The 19,352-nt window shown below is 64.7% G+C and carries 14 protein-coding genes; 6 read left to right on the top strand and 8 right to left on the bottom strand.

Annotated features, from left to right (window positions below):
- The first annotated feature begins 146 nt into the window (after nt 1–146).
- The 5 genes from VQ045_RS04245 to edd all read left to right on the top strand — a co-directional run bounded on the left by VQ045_RS04245 (nt 147) and on the right by edd (nt 7,451).
- The gene (locus tag VQ045_RS04245; RefSeq protein WP_331829266.1) at nt 147–668 is read left to right on the top strand and encodes a hypothetical protein; all 522 of its coding nucleotides are present in this window, start codon (nt 147–149) and stop codon (nt 666–668) included.
- Nucleotides 665–3,280 carry an HWE histidine kinase domain-containing protein gene (locus tag VQ045_RS04240; RefSeq protein WP_331829265.1) on the top strand — a complete coding sequence of 872 codons (2,616 nt, stop codon included), beginning with the start codon at nt 665–667 and terminating at the stop codon, nt 3,278–3,280. The genes VQ045_RS04245 and VQ045_RS04240 overlap by 4 nt, the downstream gene beginning before the upstream one ends.
- 131 nt (nt 3,281–3,411) lie before the next feature.
- Complete coding sequence (gene zwf / locus VQ045_RS04235; RefSeq protein WP_327623260.1) at nt 3,412–4,890, top strand: glucose-6-phosphate dehydrogenase; 1,479 nt, start codon at nt 3,412–3,414, stop codon at nt 4,888–4,890.
- Nucleotides 4,891–4,898: 8 nt separating this feature from the next.
- The gene (gene pgl / locus VQ045_RS04230) at nt 4,899–5,606 is read left to right on the top strand and encodes a 6-phosphogluconolactonase (protein ID WP_442873059.1); all 708 of its coding nucleotides are present in this window, start codon (nt 4,899–4,901) and stop codon (nt 5,604–5,606) included.
- Nucleotides 5,607–5,633: 27 nt separating this feature from the next.
- Nucleotides 5,634–7,451, top strand: coding sequence for a phosphogluconate dehydratase (gene edd / locus VQ045_RS04225; RefSeq protein ID WP_331829264.1), 1,818 nt, complete (start codon nt 5,634–5,636; stop codon nt 7,449–7,451).
- Between the two features lie 45 nt (nt 7,452–7,496).
- Here edd and VQ045_RS04220 read toward each other — a convergent pair whose 3' ends face one another.
- The 7 genes from VQ045_RS04220 to VQ045_RS04190 form a co-directional block, all read right to left on the bottom strand.
- Nucleotides 7,497–8,609 carry an ABC transporter ATP-binding protein gene (locus tag VQ045_RS04220; protein ID WP_327623257.1) on the bottom strand — a complete coding sequence of 371 codons (1,113 nt, stop codon included), beginning with the start codon at nt 8,607–8,609 and terminating at the stop codon, nt 7,497–7,499.
- A gap of 34 nt (nt 8,610–8,643) precedes the next feature.
- Complete coding sequence (bglA, locus tag VQ045_RS04215; RefSeq protein WP_327623256.1) at nt 8,644–10,308, bottom strand: beta-galactosidase BglA; 1,665 nt, start codon at nt 10,306–10,308, stop codon at nt 8,644–8,646.
- 34 nt (nt 10,309–10,342) lie between these two features.
- Nucleotides 10,343–11,170: a carbohydrate ABC transporter permease gene (locus tag VQ045_RS04210; RefSeq protein ID WP_327623255.1), complete on the bottom strand. Its 828-nt coding sequence runs from the start codon at nt 11,168–11,170 to the stop codon at nt 10,343–10,345.
- 1 nt (nt 11,171) lies between these two features.
- Complete coding sequence (locus tag VQ045_RS04205) at nt 11,172–12,170, bottom strand: carbohydrate ABC transporter permease (protein ID WP_442879822.1); 999 nt, start codon at nt 12,168–12,170, stop codon at nt 11,172–11,174.
- Nucleotides 12,171–12,298: 128 nt separating this feature from the next.
- On the bottom strand, nt 12,299–13,561 hold the full coding sequence (locus VQ045_RS04200; protein WP_331829263.1) for an ABC transporter substrate-binding protein: 1,263 nt from the start codon (nt 13,559–13,561) through the stop codon (nt 12,299–12,301).
- A gap of 252 nt (nt 13,562–13,813) precedes the next feature.
- Nucleotides 13,814–15,871: a GumC family protein gene (locus tag VQ045_RS04195; protein ID WP_331829262.1), complete on the bottom strand. Its 2,058-nt coding sequence runs from the start codon at nt 15,869–15,871 to the stop codon at nt 13,814–13,816.
- 116 nt (nt 15,872–15,987) lie between these two features.
- Complete coding sequence (locus VQ045_RS04190) at nt 15,988–17,037, bottom strand: endo-1,4-beta-xylanase (RefSeq protein ID WP_331829261.1); 1,050 nt, start codon at nt 17,035–17,037, stop codon at nt 15,988–15,990.
- A 151-nt stretch (nt 17,038–17,188) separates the two neighbouring features.
- Here VQ045_RS04190 and VQ045_RS04185 point away from each other — a divergent pair, with 151 nt between their 5' ends.
- Nucleotides 17,189–18,502 (top strand): lipopolysaccharide biosynthesis protein, encoded by a 1,314-nt coding sequence (locus VQ045_RS04185; RefSeq protein ID WP_331829260.1) that lies wholly within the window; start codon nt 17,189–17,191, stop codon nt 18,500–18,502.
- On the opposite strand, the gene VQ045_RS04180 is transcribed toward VQ045_RS04185, so the two are convergent.
- Complete coding sequence (locus tag VQ045_RS04180; RefSeq protein ID WP_331829259.1) at nt 18,474–19,352, bottom strand: DUF6492 family protein; 879 nt, start codon at nt 19,350–19,352, stop codon at nt 18,474–18,476. The genes VQ045_RS04185 and VQ045_RS04180 overlap by 29 nt on opposite strands.

The raw sequence follows: 19,352 nt of genomic DNA, 5'->3' as shown, positions 1-19,352 counted from the left end.
TACCCGAATGCAACATGACTGATGCCGCGCTCGCAAGCCCCCTGGACGGACCATCCGACGGACGATCGTCGGCCCCTTCGTTGAGACAATTGCTGCGCTCCGGAACCACAGATCGCCATGCTGCCCTCGACCGGATTTTCGAGGGCATGACCGAAGCCTCGGGCCCGGGCCTCTATCAGCGTTTTATCGCCATGAACCATGCGGCGCATTCGGCCCTGGAACCGCTTCTCTACGGACATGCGGGGCTCGACGCGACGATCGGCTCGAACTTGCGGACGATCCTGCTGCCGGCGCTGGCATCGGACATGCGGCAAATGGGATTGCATCCGGCCGCCACTATCCCCTTCCCCGTTCGCCCCGTCGGGCTCCCGGAGGCGGCGGGCATTGCCTATGTGCTCGATGGGTCGCGGCTCGGAGCCCGGTTCATCCATCGCGATTTCCTGGCACGCGGGAATGCCCGGCGATGGCCGGGAGTTTCGACCGCCTATCTGGAGGCGGCGGCACTCGCCGACGGTTTCCGGGACCGGATGGACGACCTGTCGGTCGCTATATACGCCGCGCCCCATCGCGCCCGCGCGCTTGCAGCCGCGAATGCCGCTTTCGCCTTATTCGAGGCCGCCCTCGCCGGCTTCCCACACCCATCCAAAGACGGGAACGTCCCATCGTGACCACCGACGCCGCTGTTCCGTTTCAGGTCGATCTGTCGAACTGCGATCGCGAGCCCATTCATCTGCTGGGTCGCATCCAGGAATTCGGCTTTCTGATCGCGGCCACCGCCGACTGGATGGTCCGGCACGCGTCGGTCAATATCGGCGATTTTGTCGGCAAATCGGCGGACGAGCTTCTCGGCGTGCCGCTCGTCACCATCTTGCCAGCATCGACGATGCACGCGGTGCGGGGACGCCTGCAAGTGCTGTCGAACAATGACGGCTCGGAGCGACTCTTCGCGATCGATGTGTTTGAGAACGGCCAGTATTTCGATGTCGCCATCCACCGATCAGGCGATTCAATCGTGTTGGAGATGGAGCCGGCCTCCGCGCGACGCTCGGCCGATTCCGGCGCCCTCGTCAAAGCAATGATACTGCGCATCCAGAAAGCGCCCGATCTGGAAACGCTCTATCGCGAATGCGTACGACAATTGCGGGCCGTGACCGGGTTCGACCGGGTCATGCTGTATCGATTTCATGATGACGGTGCCGGTGCTGTCATCGCCGAATCAGTGCGTGGCGGCTACGAGACGTTTCTCGGCCTCCATTATCCGGCAAGCGATATTCCGCAGCAGGCGCGCGCGCTTTATATCCGTAATCAGATCCGCATCATCGCCAATGTCGATGCCGAACCGGTTGCGATCACGCCCGCCCTCAGCCCCGAGGGGCGACCGCTGGATCTTTCGCTCTCGTTGCTGCGGGCAGTTTCGCCGATCCACGTCGAATACCTGAAGAACATGGGGATTTCGGCCTCCATGTCGATCTCGATCGTGATCGACGGCAAGCTGTGGGGCCTGTTCGCGCTGCATCACTACGCGGCGCGGCACCTGCCCATGGAGTTGCGAAGCGCCATCGAACTCTTTGGCCAGATGGCCTCCTTCGTTATCGAGGGCCGGATTCACAGGGAGCGGCGTGAGGCCGACGAGGCCGCGCGCAATCTCCACGATCGCTACATCGGCAAACTCGTCGCGACGACGCCCTCGATCACGACGCTCGCCGACCATGCCGACGAGTGGCGCGACTTCATCGCCTGCGACGGGCTGGCGGTCTGGGCGGAGGACGAGGCCCGAGCCTTCGGTCAGTGCCCAAACCAGCAGGAGATCGCCCAACTCGCGCGATTCCTCAATCGTGCCTCCGCCAGCAAGGTCTATGCGAGCGACCGGCTGGGCGAGGTCTCTCCGGACGCCGCCGCTTTTACAGATCGGGCAGCCGGCATGCTGGCGATCCCGCTTTCCCGCAGACCGCGGGATTATCTTCTTTTCTTCCGCAAGGAGATCGTCCAGACCGTCAGTTGGGCCGGCAATCCCACCAAGAAGCAGACTGTGATGGGGCCGAACGGGCCAAGGCTGACCCCACGCGAGAGCTTCGAGGTCTGGAAGGAGTCGGTGGTCGGCAGGAGTAGTAGCTGGACGGAGTCGGAGCTGAAGCGGGCGGAGGCTCTGCGGGTTTCACTTCTGGAAGTGCTGTTGCATTTCAACGAGGAAAACGAGCGCCACCGCGACGTTGCGACCCAACATCAGGAATTCGTCATCGCCGAACTCAACCATCGGGTTCGCAACATTCTCAGCCTGATCCGCGCCTTGGTCGGGCAAAGCCAGGCGGGAGCCGCTTCGGTCGAGGAGTTCGGCGGCATCATTGGCGGGCGCATCCAGGCGCTGGCGCGGGCCCACGACCAGATCACCCGCCAAACCTACGTCGCCCAAAGACTGGGCGACATCATCCAGACCGAAGTGCAGGCCTATGTCGGGCGGAACGCCGGTCGCGTTCATCTCGAGGGGCCGGATATCTTTATCGAGGCGAATGCCTTTTCCACCCTGGCGCTGGTGTTCCACGAAATGGTGACCAATTCGGCGAAATACGGCGCACTCTCCGATACGAAAGGGATCGTGCGCGCCGGCTGGACGATCGCGGCAGATGGCTCATGCGAGCTTCGCTGGCACGAGAGCGAGGGGCCGGTGGTCTCGCCGCCCACGCGCCGCGGCTTCGGCTCGACGATCATCGAGCGCGCGATTCCCCACGATCTCGGCGGCGAGGCCGAGGTAGCTTACCCAGAGTCAGGTCTGACCGCACGCTTCCTGTTCCCGGCTTCGGCCTTCCACCTGGACAGTGGCGACCGGAAAACCCCGAGCGAGGCGACACCACAGTCGAAAACGGCCCCGACGAGCGGGACCGTGACGTTGGACGGCTTGAGTTGCCTGATCGTCGAGGACAGCGTCATCATTGCGCTCGACACCGAGCAATTGCTGCTCGACAATGGCATGGAGAGGGTCTTCACGGCCGCCAACCTTGCCGAGGCCCGCCAGCTCATCGAGAGCGAGACTTTCGATGTGGCGCTGCTCGACGTCAATCTCGGCGCTGAAACCAGCTTTTCCCTGATCGGACCGCTCAACCGCAAGAACATCCCCTTCGTCTTCGTCACCGGCTACGGGGAGCGACTGGAATTGCCCGAAGACAACCCTCCCGAAGTCGAGGCTATCCGCAAGCCATTTGCCGGACATGAGGTGGTGGAGGCGATCGCGCGCGCCGCCGCGCGTCGCAAGGACGAGCGAGGAGCGATGAGCGATGAGCGATGAGCGATGAGCGATGAGCGCGCGCCAATAAGACGGGGATTGAATTTTTCCGGGGTATGGAAAAATTCAATCGATTAGACTAAGCAGATCGCGTGCGCGGCCGATGTCGGCCCTCCGCGACAGAAAGACGAGCGATGTCCAGCCAGATCATACCCGTCGAGCCATTCGACTATGTCGTTTTCGGCGGCAATGGTGACCTTGCCGAGCGCAAGTTGCTGCCGGCCCTTTACCATCGCGATCATGATGGCCAGATACCCGACGCCTCGCGCATCATTGGCGCGTCCCGCAGCGAGATATCCGACGAGGATTACCGCGCCTTCGCCCGCCAGGCCCTCGCCAAGCACGTCGACGCAGCCGACATGCATCAGGTATCGGTCGACCGCTTCCTGTCGCGGCTCCACTACCGCAAGGTCGACGCGCGCGCCGACGAAGGCTGGGACGAATTGCGCGCCCTGCTCGACGAGGCGGGCGAAGACCGCATTCGCGCCTTTTATCTGGCGGTCGGTCCTTCGCTGTTCGCCGATTTCGCCAGGCAGATCGGCGAAAAGGGCCTGTCGAGTTCGAACATGCGGCTCGTCATCGAGAAGCCGGTCGGTCGCGATCTCAAATCAGCCTGCGAACTCAACCAGATTATCGCCGATCATTTCACCGAGGAGCAGGTCTTCCGCATCGACCACTATCTCGGCAAGGAAACCGTGCAGAACCTGATGGTGCTGCGGTTCGCCAACGCCCTATACGAGCCGATCTGGAATTCGGCGCATATCGACCATGTGCAGATCACCGTCGCCGAATCGGTCGGGCTGGAAGGCCGCGCCGGCTATTACGACAAGTCGGGCGCGTTGCGGGACATGGTGCAGAACCATATCGTCCAGCTGATGTGCCTGGTCGCGCTGGAGCCGCCGGCGGCCCTCGATGCCGACGCGCTGCGCGACGAAAAGCTGAAGGTGTTGCGCGCGCTGCGCCCGATCGACGCCTCGAATGTCGAAAGCCGCACCGTGCGGGGCCAGTACAAGGCGGGCGCTTCGGACGGGGCCGCGGTCAAGAGCTATCTCGACGATCTCGGCAATGGCGAGAGCAACACCGAAACCTTCGTCGCGATCAAGGCCGAGATCAACAATTGGCGCTGGGCCGGCGTGCCGTTCTATCTGCGCACCGGCAAGCGGCTCTCGGAACGCATGTCGGAGATCGTCGTCACCTTCCGGCCGATCCCGCATTCGATCTTCGCCGGAGCCGCCGGCAATATCGTCCAGAACCAGCTGGTCATGCGCCTGCAGCCCAACGAGGGCGTCAAGCAATGGCTGATGATCAAGGACCCTGGCCCGGGCGGCATGCGGCTACGCCATGTGCCGCTCGACATGAGCTTTGCCGAGTCGTTCCGTGTGCGCAATCCTGACGCCTACGAACGGTTGCTGATGGACGTCATTCGCGGCAACCAGACGCTGTTCATGCGACGCGACGAGGTCGAGGCCGCCTGGAAGTGGGTCGACCCGATCCTCGATGCCTGGGAGGAGAAGGGCATGAAGCCGCAGGGTTACACCGCCGGCACATGGGGGCCGTCCTCCGGCGTCGCGCTGATCGAACGCGACGGGCGCACCTGGCACGAGCCCTATTGATGGATGCGATGATCCCCACTCCCGTCCTGCATCGCTATCAAACGCGCGAGGCGCTCGCCGAAGCGCTGGCCACCGGCGTCGCCGCCGTGCTCGCTGGAGCGATCGCCACGCGCGGCTCGGCGACGCTGGCGGTCTCCGGCGGCTCGACGCCGACGCGTTTCTTCGAGCGCCTGGCCGAGGCCGACATCGATTGGCGCAATGTCCGCGTCACGCTGGTCGACGAGCGCTGGGTTCCGGAAACCAACGAGCGGTCGAACGCGGCCATGCTACGCCGACACCTGCTCAAGAACGGCGCGGCGCAGGCGCGCTTCGTGCCGCTCTACATGGATGCGCCGACGCCCGAAGACGCGCTGACCGACCTCGGCGAGCGGTTCCAGCGGCTGGCCCGTCCCTTCGATGCGGCGATCCTCGGCATGGGTGCCGACGGCCATACCGCCTCGTTCTTCCCCGACGCCGACAATCTGGCCCAGGCGATCGACATGGCGACGAACGAGCCGGTCGTCGCGATCCGCGCGCCGGGGGCCGGCGAACCGCGCGTGACGCTGACGCTGCCGCTGCTGGTCGACGCGCGCCTCCTCGCTCTCCATATCGAAGGTGAGGAAAAGCTGGCTGTCTATGAGACGGCGCTCAAGGACGGCGCGGCAATGGACCTCCCGGTTCGTGCGGTGCTGCGGGCGCGGCGGACCGAGCCGCTGAACGTATTCTGGGCGCCCTGACTTCCTCCTGCCAAGAAGGTCGAGACCATGACCGCAGATCCTCGCATCGAAGCCATCACCGATCGCATTCGCGAGCGCTCGGCGTCGACCCGCGAAGCCTACGTCGCGCGCATTACCGCCAAGGGCGCCGAGGGGCCGAAGCGCTCGACACTGTCCTGCGGCAATCTTGCCCACGGCTTCGCCGCTTGCGGTCCGGTGGACAAGGACCGCCTTGCCGGCGGCCAGACGCCCAATCTCGGCATCGTCACGGCCTATAACGACATGCTCTCGGCCCATCAACCGTTCGAACGTTATCCGGAACTGATCCGCGAGGCGGCGCGCGAAATGGGCGCCACCGCGCAGGTCGCCTCCGGCGTTCCGGCGATGTGCGACGGCGTGACCCAGGGACAGGGCGGCATGGAGCTGTCGCTGTTCTCGCGCGACGTGATCGCCATGGCGGCGGCGGTCGGTCTCTCCCACGACATGTTCGACGCGGCCGTCTATCTCGGCGTCTGCGACAAGATCGTGCCGGGCCTGACCATCGCGGCGCTGACCTTCGGCCATCTGCCGGCGATCTTCGTCCCGGCCGGGCCGATGACAACCGGGCTTCCGAACGACGAGAAGAGCCGCATCCGCCAGCTCTATGCGGAAGGCAAGGTCGGCCGCGACGAGCTGCTCGAGGCCGAGTCCCGATCTTACCATGGACCCGGCACCTGCACCTTCTACGGCACCGCGAACTCCAACCAGATGCTGATGGAGATCATGGGTCTGCACACGCCGGGCTCCTCCTTCATCAACCCGAACACGCCGCTGCGCGATGCTTTGACGAAGGAGGCGACCAAGCGGGCGCTTGCCATCACCGCGCTCGGCAACGAATACACGCCGGCCGGGCTGGTCGTCGACGAGCGCGCCGTGGTCAACGGCGTCGTCGGCCTGCATGCCACCGGCGGCTCCACCAACCACACCATGCATCTCGTCGCGATGGCGGCGGCGGCCGGGATCAAGCTCACCTGGCAGGACATTTCCGACCTCTCGGATGCAACGCCGCTGCTGACGCGGGTCTACCCGAACGGCCTCGCCGACGTGAACCACTTCCAGGCCGCCGGCGGCATGGGATTCCTGATCCGCGAGCTCCTTGGTCGGGGGCTGCTGCACGAGGACGTCCGCACCGCCTGGGGCCACGGCTTGAGCGCCTACGCGGTCGAGGCTCGGCTCGCCGACGATGGGCAATCCGTGACGCGGGTGGCGGCAACGAAGGAGAGCGGCGACCCGAAGGTGCTGACCACCCCCGATCAACCGTTTTCATCGAATGGTGGCGTGCGGATGCTGACCGGCAACATGGGCAAGGCCGTGATCAAGGTTTCGGCGGTCAAGCCCGAGCGCCGCCTCGTCGAGGCGCCTGCGAAAATCTTCCACGATCAGAACGATCTGAAGGCGGCATTCGACGCCGGGGACCTCAATCAGGATTTCATCGCCGTGGTCCGCTTCCAAGGACCGCAGGCGAACGGCATGCCGGAACTGCACAAGCTGACGCCGCTTCTCGGCGTGCTTTTGGATCGTGGCCACAAGGTCGCGCTGGTGACGGACGGCCGGATGTCGGGCGCCTCGGGCAAGGTGCCGGCGGCGATCCATGTCACGCCGGAAGCCAAGGCCGGCGGCGCCATCGCCCGGATCCAGGAAGGCGACATGATTCGGCTCGACGGCGAAAACGGCACGCTTGAAATCCTGGTCGACGCGGCGGAATTCGACGCCCGTGAGTTGGCGAAGCCGGATTTATCCGGCAACGAATACGGGCTGGGGCGCGAGTTGTTCGGAGCCTTCCGGGCAGCGGTCGGCACCGCCGACAACGGCGCCAGCGTCTTCTGACGCAAACCGGGATCGCCGCTTTCGGCGGTGTCCCTTGTCAGTCCGTCAGGCGGCGACGCGCTGCGGCGCCGTTCGCATCGCCTTGCCGTCTTCGCCGAACAGCCGCATCGCGTCGGGGTCGGCCGTCAACGCCACCGTGGTCCCCCGCGCGATCGTCACTTCCCCCGGCAGCTTGACGACGAAGGGCTCGTCGGTGCGACCGATGTCGACATAGACCAGCGTGACCTCGCCGAGCGACTCCGTCAGCATGACCTCGCCGCTGAACGGCGCGTCCGGACTGTCGGATAAAACGAGGTTCTCCGGCCGGATGCCGAGATGGGCCGGGCGTCCAATTGCGTCGGGTGGAGAGGCGATCGGCAGTGTCACCGAGCGCCCGCCCGTCAGCAGCACCCGGGTTTGCTGCCCCGTCGCTTCGATCGTCGCCGGCAGGATGTTCATCGAGGGCGAGCCGAGGAAGCGGGCGACGAAGAGATTGTCCGGCCGATTGTAGAGCTCCATCGGTGATCCGACCTGCTCGACATGGCCCTGGTTGAGAACCACGATCTTGTCGGCGAGGGTCATCGCCTCGACCTGATCGTGGGTGACGTAGACCATCGTCGTGCCGGCCATGCGCTCGTGCAGCCGGGCGATCTCGATCCGGGTCTGGACACGCAGCGCCGCGTCGAGGTTGGACAAGGGCTCGTCGAACAGGAACACCTTCGGATTGCGGGTGATCGCCCGCCCGATGGCGACGCGCTGGCGCTGGCCGCCGGAAAGCGCCTTGGGCAGGCGGTCGAGATAGGACTCGATCTGCAGGATCTGCGCCGCCTCGCGAACCCGCTGGTCGACCTCCTGCTTGGAGTTGTTTTTCTCCAGTTTCAGGCCGAATGCCATGTTGTCGTAGACATTCATGTGCGGATAGAGCGCGTAGGACTGGAACACCATGGCGATGCCGCGCTCCTTCGGGGTCCGGCCATTGACGACCTCGCCGTCGATCTCGAGCGTTCCGCCGGTGATGTCCTCGAGACCGGCGATCACCCGCAAAAGGGTGGATTTGCCGCAGCCGGACGGGCCGACGAAGACGATGAACTCGCCCGGCTCGATATCGAGGTCGATACCGTGCAGGACCTGCACCTGTCCGTAGGCCTTTCTGATACCGGTCAGCTTGAGGTTCGCCATGGTCCTGTCTCCCTTCCAGCCGCGCGCGCTTGCCTCACAGCCTGCCGATAAAACCGTCGAAGCCGCCGAGGCGAATCGTCGCCCCATCGGCCTCACCTGAAAATCCATATCCGGACAGCGCGGTCGGAACGCTGCCTACCGGCAGATCGAAATGCGTCGCATCGGCGTCGAAATTGAACGCGCAGACGAGCCGCTCCCCGTCATGCTCGCGCGTGAACGCCAGAACCGTCGGCGGCGACGGCAGAAACGTTATCGTACCCTTGGCGAACGCCGGATGGGCACGCCGGAAGCGCAGGAACTCCCGGTAGAAGTCGAGCAGCGAGTCCGGCTCCGCCTCCATCACATCGACGGCGCGGTCCTTGTGCCCGGCGGCTACGGGCAGCCAAGGCCTGCCGGTCGAAAAACCGGCATTGGTCGCGTCCGCCTCCCAGACCATCGGCGTGCGGCAGCCGTCGCGCCCCTTCACTTCCGGCCAGAAATTGATGCCGTAGGGATCGACCAGATCCTCATAGGCGATGTCGGCCTCGACCAGCCCCAGTTCCTCGCCCTGGTAGAGACAGATCGAGCCGCGCAGCGTCAACAGGACGCCGGCCGCCAGCCGCAGAACCTTGTCGGCCTCGTGGTGATCCTCGGCCCAGCGCGTCGCGTGCCGCTCGACATCGTGGTTGGAAAACGCCCAGCAGGCCCAGCCGTCGGCCGCGGCCGCCTCGAAGCGCCGCAGCGTGCCCGTCAGATCGGCGACCGCCGGCATCCGGCCCGACAGGAAGTCGAAGGCGTAGCACATATGCAGCTTGTCGCCGCCGGCGGTGTATTCGCCCATCAACTCGGCGCCGTGGATGCGCTCGCCGACCTCGCCAACCGAGGTGGCGGCCGGATATTCGTCGAGCAACGCCCGGAACTCCCTCAGGAAGGTGAGGTTTTCCGGCCGATTCTTGTCGTAGATATGCGCCTGCCAATTGTAGGGCTGGTTGCGCGAGGCCATCACCTCGGACTGGAGCGCGGCCTCGAGCGGCGGATTGTCCCGCAATTCGCGATCGTGGAAGTAGAAATTCGCCGTATCGAGCCGAAACCCGTCGACCCCACGATCGAGCCAGAAGCGGACGTCGGAGAGCAGCGCCGCCCGCACATCCAGGTTGTGGAAGTTGAGATCGGGCTGTGAGGCGAGAAAATTGTGCAGGTAGTATTGCCGGCGCTTGGAGTCCCACTCCCAGGACGAGCCGCCGAACACCGACAGCCAGTTGGTCGGCGGGGTTCCGTCAGGCTTGGGATCGGCCCAGACATACCAATCCGCCTTGAAATTGTCGTGGCTCAGGCGGCTTTCGACGAACCAGGGGTGGCGGTCGGAGGTGTGCGACAGCACCTGATCGATCACCACCTTCAAACCTAGCCGGTGCGCCTCGGCGACGAGCGCGTCGAAATCCGCAAGCGTTCCGAACAGCGGATCGACGTCGCGATAGTCGGAGATGTCGTAGCCGAAATCCTTCATCGGCGAGGTCATGAAGGGCGACAGCCAGATGCCGTCGACCCCGAGCGAGGCGACATAGGCCAGCCGGCGGGTGATGCCAGGAAGATCGCCGATGCCGTCGCCGTCGGAGTCCTGGAAAGAGCGCGGATAGATCTGGTAGAGCACCGCGCCGCGCCACCAGTCGCGATCCGCCGTGGCGGCTCTCGGCGAGGCATCCGCGCAATCGGTCGTCATGGAAGCATCGTCAGTCTGCCGCGTCGTCCGCATGTCAGCCTTTCACTCCGCCGGCGGTCAGGCCGGAAATGATCTTGCGCTGGAAAACCAGCACCAGGACGATCAGCGGCACCGTCACCACGACGGAGGCCGCCATGATCGTGCCCCAGGGAATTTCCTGCTCGGAGGCGCCCGATAAGAGCGCGATCGCCACCGGCACGGTGCGCGTGTCGTTGTTGGACACGAAGGTCAGCGCGAACAGGAACTCGTTCCACGCCGCGATGAAGGCGAGCAGCCCGGTGGTCACCAGCGCCGGCCACATCAGCGGCAGGAACACTTTGACAACGATGGTGAAGGGCGAGGCGCCGTCGACGATCGCCGCCTCCTCGATCTCGATCGGCAGGTCGCGCATGAAGGTCGTCAGCACCCAGACGGTGAACGGCAGGGTGAAAATCATATAGGCGAAGATCAGCGAGAACAGCGTGTTGTAGAGGCCGGTGACGCGGACCATCTCGAACAGCCCGGCGAGCACGGCGATCTGCGGGAACATCGAGACGGCGAGGATGGTCAAAAGCAACAGCCCGCGTCCGCGAAAATTGATCCGCGACAGCGCATAGGCGGCCGTCACCGCGAGGGACAGCGAGATCGCCACGACGACCGAGGCGACGATGACAGAATTGAGGATGTTGGTCGGAAACTCGCCGCTCGCGAAGATGCCGCGATAGTTCACCAGCGAGAAATCCGTCGGGAAATAGTTCACCCGGAACAGTGCGGTACCGGATTTGAAGCTGGTCAGGATCGCGTAATAGAACGGGAAGATCGAGAACAGGACGATGGCGACGACGAGGGCGTAAAAGGCGGTGCGCTTGATGACGACCGGCATGTCAGCGTCCTCCCCCGAGATCCAGTCTGGCGACCTTGATGTAGAACAGGGTGATGAAGGCGATCACCAGGAACAACAGCGTCGAGGCCGCCGATCCATAGGCGAACTTGTCGAACTGGAAGAGGTTTTCCTGGGCGAAGACCGACATCGTCTTGGTATCGGTATTGTTCGGCGTCAGCACGTAGATGAGGTCGAAGACACGCAGCGCATCCAGCGCGCGAAAGATGACGGCGACGAGGATCGCCGGCCGGATCAGCGGCAGCGTCACCTTCCAGAACACCTTGACCGGATGGATGCCGTCGATCTTGGCGGCCTCGTAGACGTCGCCCGGAACCATCTGCAGGCCGGCGAGGATCAGCAGCGCCATGAAGGGCGTTGTCTTCCACACATCGACGATGATCACCGCCCACATCGCTGTCTCGGGCGTCGCCGTCCAGGCAACCGGGGCGGACAGGACGCCGATCGTCATCAGCATGTCGTTGAGGATGCCGAACTGGTCGTTCATCATCCAGGCCCACATCTTCGCCGAGACGATCGTCGGGATCGCCCAGGGGATGAGGACCGCCGCGCGCACCAGGGCGCGCCCCTTGAACTCGGCGTTGAGAACGAGGGCGAAGGCGAGCCCCAGCACGGTTTCGATCGAAACCGAGATCACCGAATAGTAGACTGTGTTCCAGACCGAGTTCCACCATTGCGGATCGAACAGGAGGCCGAAATATTCGCCCTCCCCATCGCCGTAATCGACATATTCCCAATAGTTCCGGAATCCGACGAACTCGGCCCCCGCGATGTTGTCGAGGCTGGCATCGGTAAAGGAGAACCAGATCGTTTGGAGCAGCGGCCAGCCGGCGACGAGGGCCAGCACGACGAGCATCGGGGTCAGAAACAGCCAGGCCGACTTCAGCCGCTGGCGGGAGAGATCGGAGCGGCCCGCCGCTTCCTGCTCCTCGGCCGCGATCGCCCTGCCTGTCGGCGGCACGCCCAGCGAGACATTGGCCATCGTCGTCCCTCCCAATGGACTTTCGATCTGGTCCGCCGGCCGCCGCTTCGCGGTCTATGCCCGCCGGATGCCGTTCGCAGGAAAAGGCGCTTCCTAGCCTCCTCCACCCAAGCAGCTTGGGCGGAATCTCACTCCCAGGCGCTGCGCTTCAGCCGGCGCAGGCGCTTTTCGAGCTGATCGAGATTGTCGGCGGCAGAGCCCCGGCCGGAGAGGGTCTCGTTGACGGCCGTCCAGAACTCCTTCGAGACCTCGTTGTACTGGCGCTTGGTCGGTGCCGAGGGACGCGGGACGGCGTTGGTCACGACTTCCTTCCATTCTGTGACGATCGGCTGCTTCTCGGCGATCTCCGCATCGTCGTACAGCGTCGGGATCGTCGGCAGGCGCGACTGATTGACGGCACGCTGCTTCTGCGCCTTTTCCGAGCTCAGGAACTTGACGAGATCGATCGCCGCCTCCTGGTTCTGCGAGTATTTGGAGACCGCCAGGTTCCAGCCGCCGAGACAGGCCGCCGACGAACCACCTTCCGAGGCTGGGAGCGGCACCACGTCGAACTTGCCGGCGACCGCGGAGTCGTCGCCGTTCGACAGCGCGTAGGCATAGGGCCAGTTGCGCATGAACACGGCATTGCCGGTCTGCCAGACGCCGCGCGACTCCTCTTCCTTGTAGGCGAGGACGCCATCGGGGGCGATCGTGCCAACCCAGCCCTTGGCCCTTTCGAGCGCGGCGGCTGCCTTCGGATTGTTGATGGTGATCTCGCCATCCGGGGAGACGATCTGCCCGCCGCCGTTGCTCGCCACCCATTCCAGCCCGTCACAGGTCAGCCCCTCATAGGGCGCGCCCTGGAAGACGAAACCGTTCATCTGGCCGTTGCCGGCCTCGCGCTCCTTGTCCTGGATATCCTTGGCGGTGGCTTCGAGTTCCGACCATGTCTTGGGCGGCTCCTTGCCATATTTCTCCAACAGGTCGGTGCGGTAGTAGAGCGCTGGTGCGTCCGTATACATGGGCAAGGCGACGAGCTTGCCGTCGACGGTCTGGGATTCGATCATCGAGGGGAAATGCTGACCGACAATGTCCTTGGCGGCCTCGGTCAGGTCGACGAGACTGCCGGCCAGTTGCGGCGCCCAGATCACGTCGGTCCGGTAGACGTCGATGTCCTCATTGCCGGCCGACAGCCACAGGCGATACTGCCCGAACTGGTCGGTGGTCGACGCCGGCATTTCGACGATCTTGACTGTGTGGCCTGATTCCTTCTCGAAATCGTCGAGCTGCCCCCGCAATTCCTCGATGTCCTTGCCGACGGAGCCAGAGACCAGTGACAGCTCGGCGGCGAAGGCGCCGCCGGTGAAAAGGGTCGAAGCGGCAAACGCCAGAACCAACCGCGAAAGCGTCATGGAAAAATCCTCCCTGATGTCCCGATCGGGCGCGCCGATCGTCGGTGCCCTGCATCCGGCCACTCCCACGGTCGGATGCCCTTCTTTCGAAGCTATCCCGACTGAGAGGAAACGCAAGGGCATCGGCGATCGCAACACGGCACGTCGACACGTTCCGCGTTTCGGCGCGTGAAAGCCGCGATCGGACTTGGGAAGGATCAATTCGCGAGCGTTCGCGCCCGCGGCTTCGGGAGGTCGGACGGGGGCGCCGTCTCAGTGGACCTGACGCCGTTCGCGGATTTCAGCGATGTGCCGCTTGACGGCGGCGATGTCGAACTGGAGACGCTCGACCTCCGCGTCGTCCGTTTCGACGAGATTATGCTGATCGCCGATTTCGGGGCTCGCGGCGGCAAGCGCGCGGATACCGTCGCGCAATTCTTCGCTCGTCTGCGGTTCACCGTTGACGGGGGCGGGCTCCGCCGCCGCGTCGGGCGAAGCCGGAGCGTCGCCCGCAGGTTGCCGATCCATGTCCTCTTCGCTGACCACGCGCTCCTCCTCGAGCGGGCTCATTTCGGCCGGCTGGTCGGATTCGTGCTGGTCCCGGTTCGGTTCACCGGCCTCGTCAACCGGACGCCGGATATCCCCCGTCTCGGCGTAGACCGCCGGACGGATCCCGGCTGCGTCAGCGAGACCCACCCCGCCAACAACGGCGGCGTCGTCGCGGTCAGCCTGTCGCGCCTCGCCCATGCCGGCGGGAGCAGTGGAATAAAAGCCGGCAGACGGATAATATCCGGGGGAATAGGGCGAGCGCCCGCGATAGCCGGCTGCCTCGAAACCGAGAGGGACGCCAGCGCCGTCCCAGGCGACACGATCGAGCGGCCGCACTTCCTGGAAGAACCGCACCGCGCCGCGGAGGACGGCGATACCGATTCCGACGAGAAAGCCGAGGATCGCGCCAAGAAGGACCATCGTCCGCCGGGACAAGCTCGACGGCTCCAGCGGCGGTGTCGCCTCGGAGATGACATGGACATTGGCAGTATTCAGGGTTTCCTGCTCGCCGGTTTCGCGCGCCCGAAGCAGGAACGCTTCGTAAACCGCGCGCGATGCCTCGACCTCGCGCTCCAGTTCGCGCAGCTTGACGAAGGATTCGCTGGTCTCCAGCTGCTTGGTTTTCAATGCGGTGATCTGCGTGCTCAGATCGCGGTCGGTGCGCTCGGCGCGGGCCAGATCCGTCTGCGCCGCCGCGACGATACGGTTGAGCTCGGCACGGATGGCGTTCCTCGCCGAGGCCAACGCCTCCTGGCTGGCCATGCGTTGCGGATGACGAGGCCCGAGCGTGGTGCTGAGGACGGCCGCCTGCTGGGCGAGTTCGGAATAGGTGTTGCGCAGCCGGGTCAGCGCTTCCGACGTCAACTCCTCGGGGAAGGAGCCTTTGACGACATCGTCGATGCCGACGTTTTTCATCTGCTCGGCGCGCACCCGCAGCGCCGCCAGTTCGCCACGCGTGCGGGCAAGCTGGTCGTTGGTGCGCAGGATGTAATCGTCGTCGACGAGCCGCCCGCCGACGCCGACGAGCCTGTTCCGCGTCTTGTATTCCTCGACGGCCCGTTCCGCTTCAGCGACGGTCTGGCGCAGTTCAGCCAGACGCGCAGACAGCGCGTCGCTGGCGCGCCGTGCCGTCTGCGACTGCACGCGCCCGAGTTGGTCGATGAATGTGACGCCGATCAGACGCGACAGCTCGGCGGATTTTTCCGGGTCCCTCGTCTCGACCGAAAGATTGATGATGAAGCTCTTGGCGTCGCGGGTGACGGTCATCGCCTTGCGAAGGTTCTTCACGGTCACGAGCCGTTGCCGCCCGCTCTGAGCGTCGTCCTCACGGAGGAAGGACGCCAGGTTCGGAAAGATCGACCCGAAGAACGTTTCGGCCGTCCCGTTGAATTCCGGGTCGCTTTCGAGCCCGGCTTCGTCGATCACCCGGTTCAGGACGTTGTTCGAGTAGACGACCGCGATCTGGCTTTCTATCAGCGCCAAGGTTGCCTCGTTGGGCAGCCCGTTCGGGGTGACTTCGTTCTGCACCACCTTGATGTCGCGCGGGTCGACCAGGATCTGGGTGTCGGCGGTGTAGAGTTTCGGTGTCGATAGAGCCAGTAGAATGGCGAGCGCGATGCCGAGAAACGTTGTGAGGACGATTAGCGGCTTGGACGACCAGACATGGCGGAAGATGTAGATGGGGTCGATCAGCGAAGCCTGTCCAGAACGCTCAACGACCGTGACATGCGAGCGCGACCGGGCGCTTGCCGTCGGATTTGTCGCTGAAGATGTCGAGAACATGGGCGTCACCGAATTGCCGGAGCCGGACGTCTGTCGCGGGCCCTGATCCGTCGAAAATGCGGTTTCATGCTCAAGAAACAGTTAACGCGGGGACGATAACGGCCCCTTACGCAAAGTCAGATCGATCTCAAACGCTGCCGCAAGAGCGTCATCCAGCGCTTCGGAGCCATATCCCGGTCGAGTGGCAACGGGCGGCTCGGATGCCCGTCCGGGCGGGGAAGCACATCCGAGACCCAGCTGTAGCGGTCGCTGACACCCCAGACGATCACCGATTCCGGCGCCTTGAAGGCAAAGACTCCATCGAGGAGATCGGTCACCAGGCGTTGCGCCGTCGCATCCTGGGGCTCGGCACCGGGCACGCTCTCCCAGTCGATCACATCCAGTTCGGTCACCAAGAGGCCGACCCCCAAGCCGTCAAGCGTGCGATGGAACACTTCCAGTGCGTCCTTGTCGATCGTCCGGTCGGCGTAAAGATGCCCCTGGATGCCGACGCCGGTGACGGCCACGTTGCGATCCTGGAGCTGGCGCACGATCGTCAGCATCACCTGACGGCGGGCATCGTAGCGCGGCCCGGCGAATTCGAGATCGTAGTCGTTGATGACCAGCCGCGCGCCGGGATCCGCCCGCGCCGTCGCCTCGAAGGCGATGGGGATATGCTGCGGCCCGAGCTTCTTGAGCCACGCGGTCCGGCGCAGCGGACCCTCGCTGATGGGATTGTGTGAGATCACCTCGTTGACGACGTCCCAGCCGGTCAACTTGCCCTCGTAGCGGTCCCCGACCCGTTCGATGTGCGCGATGAGCGCCGCTTCCGCTTCCTTTGCCGTCTCGATCCGCTCAACCCATTCCGGCGTCGAATTCCACCAGACGTGGCAGGTCCCGCGGGTCGAGCGACCGTGGGAAAGGGCAAACTCCACCAGCCGGTCCGCGGGCTCGAAATTCCAGCTGTCGCGGGTCGGCCGGATCTGATCGAATTTCAGTTCGTTCATCGGCATGATCAGGTCGAAATACTCGACCGCGGCGTCTCTGTAGGCTGGATCGGCATCGAAATACTCGGCCTGGACCGCGCAACCGAGGGGCACCGGGCCGGAACGGGGCGCCCCATGCCGCTCGGCCCGGGCGAGCGCGACTGTCCCCGGCGCCAGCGCCAGTCCGGCGCCGGCGGCCAACAGAGAACGGCGCGTTAAGGTTCCCGCGCTATTTGAAAGGTTGGACAAACACCCATCCGCCGCGTCCCGCTGCGGGACGGCGAAAGCGGATTTTGCGGCTCGACGGCGGTGAAGTATCGTCATCTGCCCCTCGGCTCCAAGGTTGTCGATCATGCAACGTTTCGCAGTCTGGATCGAAAGGCTTAAGGGCAACCTAAACCTCGTGCGGGACTACGCCTCGTTGCTCGGCGGATCGGCCGGGCGCCTCGTCTTGTCGCTCGCCTATTTCGTCTCCATCGCCAACGGGCTGTCGGTTGGCGATTTCGGCCTGTTCGCCACGGCTTCAGCAACCGGAATCGTTCTGTCGCGCATCGCCGGCTTCGGCTTCGTTTCGCCGCTTTACCGCGTTGCGACGGTCCGTCGGCGATTGGTGGGAACCTACACCGCCGGACTGATTGTTGCATTTATCCTGTCGCTGCCGCTGGTCGCGATCGCGGCGGCCGGCTTCTATGTCACATTCTTCAAGGGCGAGATGAGCATCGGCGCCTTCGCCGCCGTGGTCCTGGCGGAGGTCGTGTTCTGGCGCGCCCTCGAGGTCGTGGTCATCGTGAACAATGGCCTCGGACGCTTTATGCGCGGGGCGATCATCGTCATCGCCGGCTCGGCGATCCGGGCCGTGGCCGCCGTCGGTTTCGTGATGATCGGCGACGGCTCGCTGGTGCAATGGGCGCTCGCCTATGCCTGCGCGAACGCCGTTGCGGCAAGTTTCGCGATCATCGCCTATTATCCCCGTCAGCGCCTGCGCCTGCGTCCGGCCCTCTATCTCGCCAGGTGGCGGGACAGCGTGTCGGTCGCCAGCGCCGAAATCATCTTCTATCTCCAGTCAGAGCTCGACAAGCTGCTGGTCCTGTCGCTCGGCGGGCCGCAGATGGCCGGCATCTACGCGATCTTGATGCGGCTCATCGATCTCACCGCCCTGCCGATCCGTTCGTTCAACACGATGATCGTCCAGAAGCTGATGCGCACGCCCGAGTGGCTGACACAATGGCGAATCCGTTGGGGGATCGAGGCCGCCGTCGCGGCCGTCTCCGTCGCCGGCCTCGGCTTTCTCGGCAGTGTCTTGCACGTCTTCCCGATGGCGCTCGGAAAGAATGTCGCCGAGGCCGCGCCTTTGGTGCTGCTCGCTCTGTTCGTGCCGGCCTTCCGCAATCTGGTCGAATATGAGAGCGAGCTTCTCTACGCCCGTGGCAGGACCGGGATACGGGCGATGATCTTGGCGGTCGTCGGCCTCATCAAGGCGGCGCTTCTCATCGTTCTGCTACGCGCGGCGCCGCAGACCGAGACCTGGATTTTCGGCCTGAACGGATTGTTCCTGGTGCTCTGGATCGTGTCCGCCGCCGCGACCTACGCGGCGTTCGACTGGACCGCCCCACCCGCCGCGCGCTCGGCGCGGCGTCTCACGCCAGCCCAGCAGCCCGGCGAATGAGATCGGGATCGGTGCCGGTGAAGGACTGGATGCCCGCAGCGACCTGATGCGGCTCCAGCCCCGCGGCGAAATCCGTCAGTTCGCGTGAGCCGAGGGCCGCGCCGTTCCAGTAGACCTGACACAGCTCCAGGTCGCTCGGCGCGTGGCGATCGGGCCGATCTTCGCACTCGTCGACGAAGCGCCCGTAGATCGTACATTCCGACAGGCTGCGCGAGGCCGCGATGGCCGCGAGCCAAGGCTTGCCCATCCGGGCTTCGACGCGGCGTCGAAAGTCCCGAACCGTGTCGGTGCGCCAGGCCAAAAGCGTGGTGATGTAGGCCGTATCGGTCCAAGGTGGCGTGGAAATGCCGAGCAATTCGCCGGCCCGTCGCGACCATTCGCGGTGTTCGTCGCGCGCGGCGGAATCGATGGTCGCGACCGCGCCCTTACGCCGGAAGAAACGAACCTTGCCGTCGCTCGACAGGCTGCCGACGTCAAACTCCCGCAGAAAGACCACGTCGGAATCAACGGAGAGCATCACCTCTTCTTCGATCGCCGCCGCGATCGCCAGCCGCCGCAATTGCTGGACATGCCAGCCGCGCAGAGGTGGGCCGTAGGCCGAGAGCCAAATCCGACGGCGACCGAAGGACGAGGGGTCCGGGAACGGGCGCAACCAACGCGGCAGCAGCTCGCGCTCGTCGACGATCTCCCGCTTCGGCCCGGCGAGTTGCCGGAACAGCGCGATGTCGCCGGCCTCGACCAGGATCAGGTGGCGCGTAAAGCCGGCAACGCGCCGATCGATGCTTTCGCAGAGCAACCGGCATCGCTCGAAATCGCCGCGATAACTCGACGTGACGATCGCCGATGGCAT

The sequence above is a fragment of the Aurantimonas sp. E1-2-R+4 genome, assembly GCF_036549515.1.
Lineage (GTDB): Bacteria > Pseudomonadota > Alphaproteobacteria > Rhizobiales > Rhizobiaceae > Aurantimonas > Aurantimonas coralicida_A.
Note: the sequence above shows the minus strand (reverse complement) of the source record. Positions and strands in the feature narration are given on the sequence as shown.

Excerpts from the sequence above, each read along its gene's own strand:
- VQ045_RS04210 (WP_327623255.1), bottom strand. The coding sequence starts at position 11,170 with ATGCCGGTCGTCATCAAGCGCACCGCCTTTTACGCCCTCGTCGTCGCC.
- VQ045_RS04245 (WP_331829266.1), top strand. The coding sequence starts at position 147 with ATGACCGAAGCCTCGGGCCCGGGCCTCTATCAGCGTTTTATCGCCATG.
- edd (WP_331829264.1), top strand. The coding sequence starts at position 5,634 with ATGACCGCAGATCCTCGCATCGAAGCCATCACCGATCGCATTCGCGAG.
- VQ045_RS04185 (WP_331829260.1), top strand. The coding sequence starts at position 17,189 with ATGCAACGTTTCGCAGTCTGGATCGAAAGGCTTAAGGGCAACCTAAAC.
- bglA (WP_327623256.1), bottom strand. The coding sequence starts at position 10,308 with ATGACGACCGATTGCGCGGATGCCTCGCCGAGAGCCGCCACGGCGGAT.
- VQ045_RS04195 (WP_331829262.1), bottom strand. The coding sequence starts at position 15,871 with ATGTTCTCGACATCTTCAGCGACAAATCCGACGGCAAGCGCCCGGTCG.
- VQ045_RS04200 (WP_331829263.1), bottom strand. The coding sequence starts at position 13,561 with ATGACGCTTTCGCGGTTGGTTCTGGCGTTTGCCGCTTCGACCCTTTTC.
- VQ045_RS04205 (WP_442879822.1), bottom strand. The coding sequence starts at position 12,170 with ATGGCCAATGTCTCGCTGGGCGTGCCGCCGACAGGCAGGGCGATCGCG.
- zwf (WP_327623260.1), top strand. The coding sequence starts at position 3,412 with ATGTCCAGCCAGATCATACCCGTCGAGCCATTCGACTATGTCGTTTTC.
- pgl (WP_442873059.1), top strand. The coding sequence starts at position 4,899 with ATGATCCCCACTCCCGTCCTGCATCGCTATCAAACGCGCGAGGCGCTC.
- VQ045_RS04180 (WP_331829259.1), bottom strand. The coding sequence starts at position 19,352 with ATGCCATCGGCGATCGTCACGTCGAGTTATCGCGGCGATTTCGAGCGA.
- VQ045_RS04220 (WP_327623257.1), bottom strand. The coding sequence starts at position 8,609 with ATGGCGAACCTCAAGCTGACCGGTATCAGAAAGGCCTACGGACAGGTG.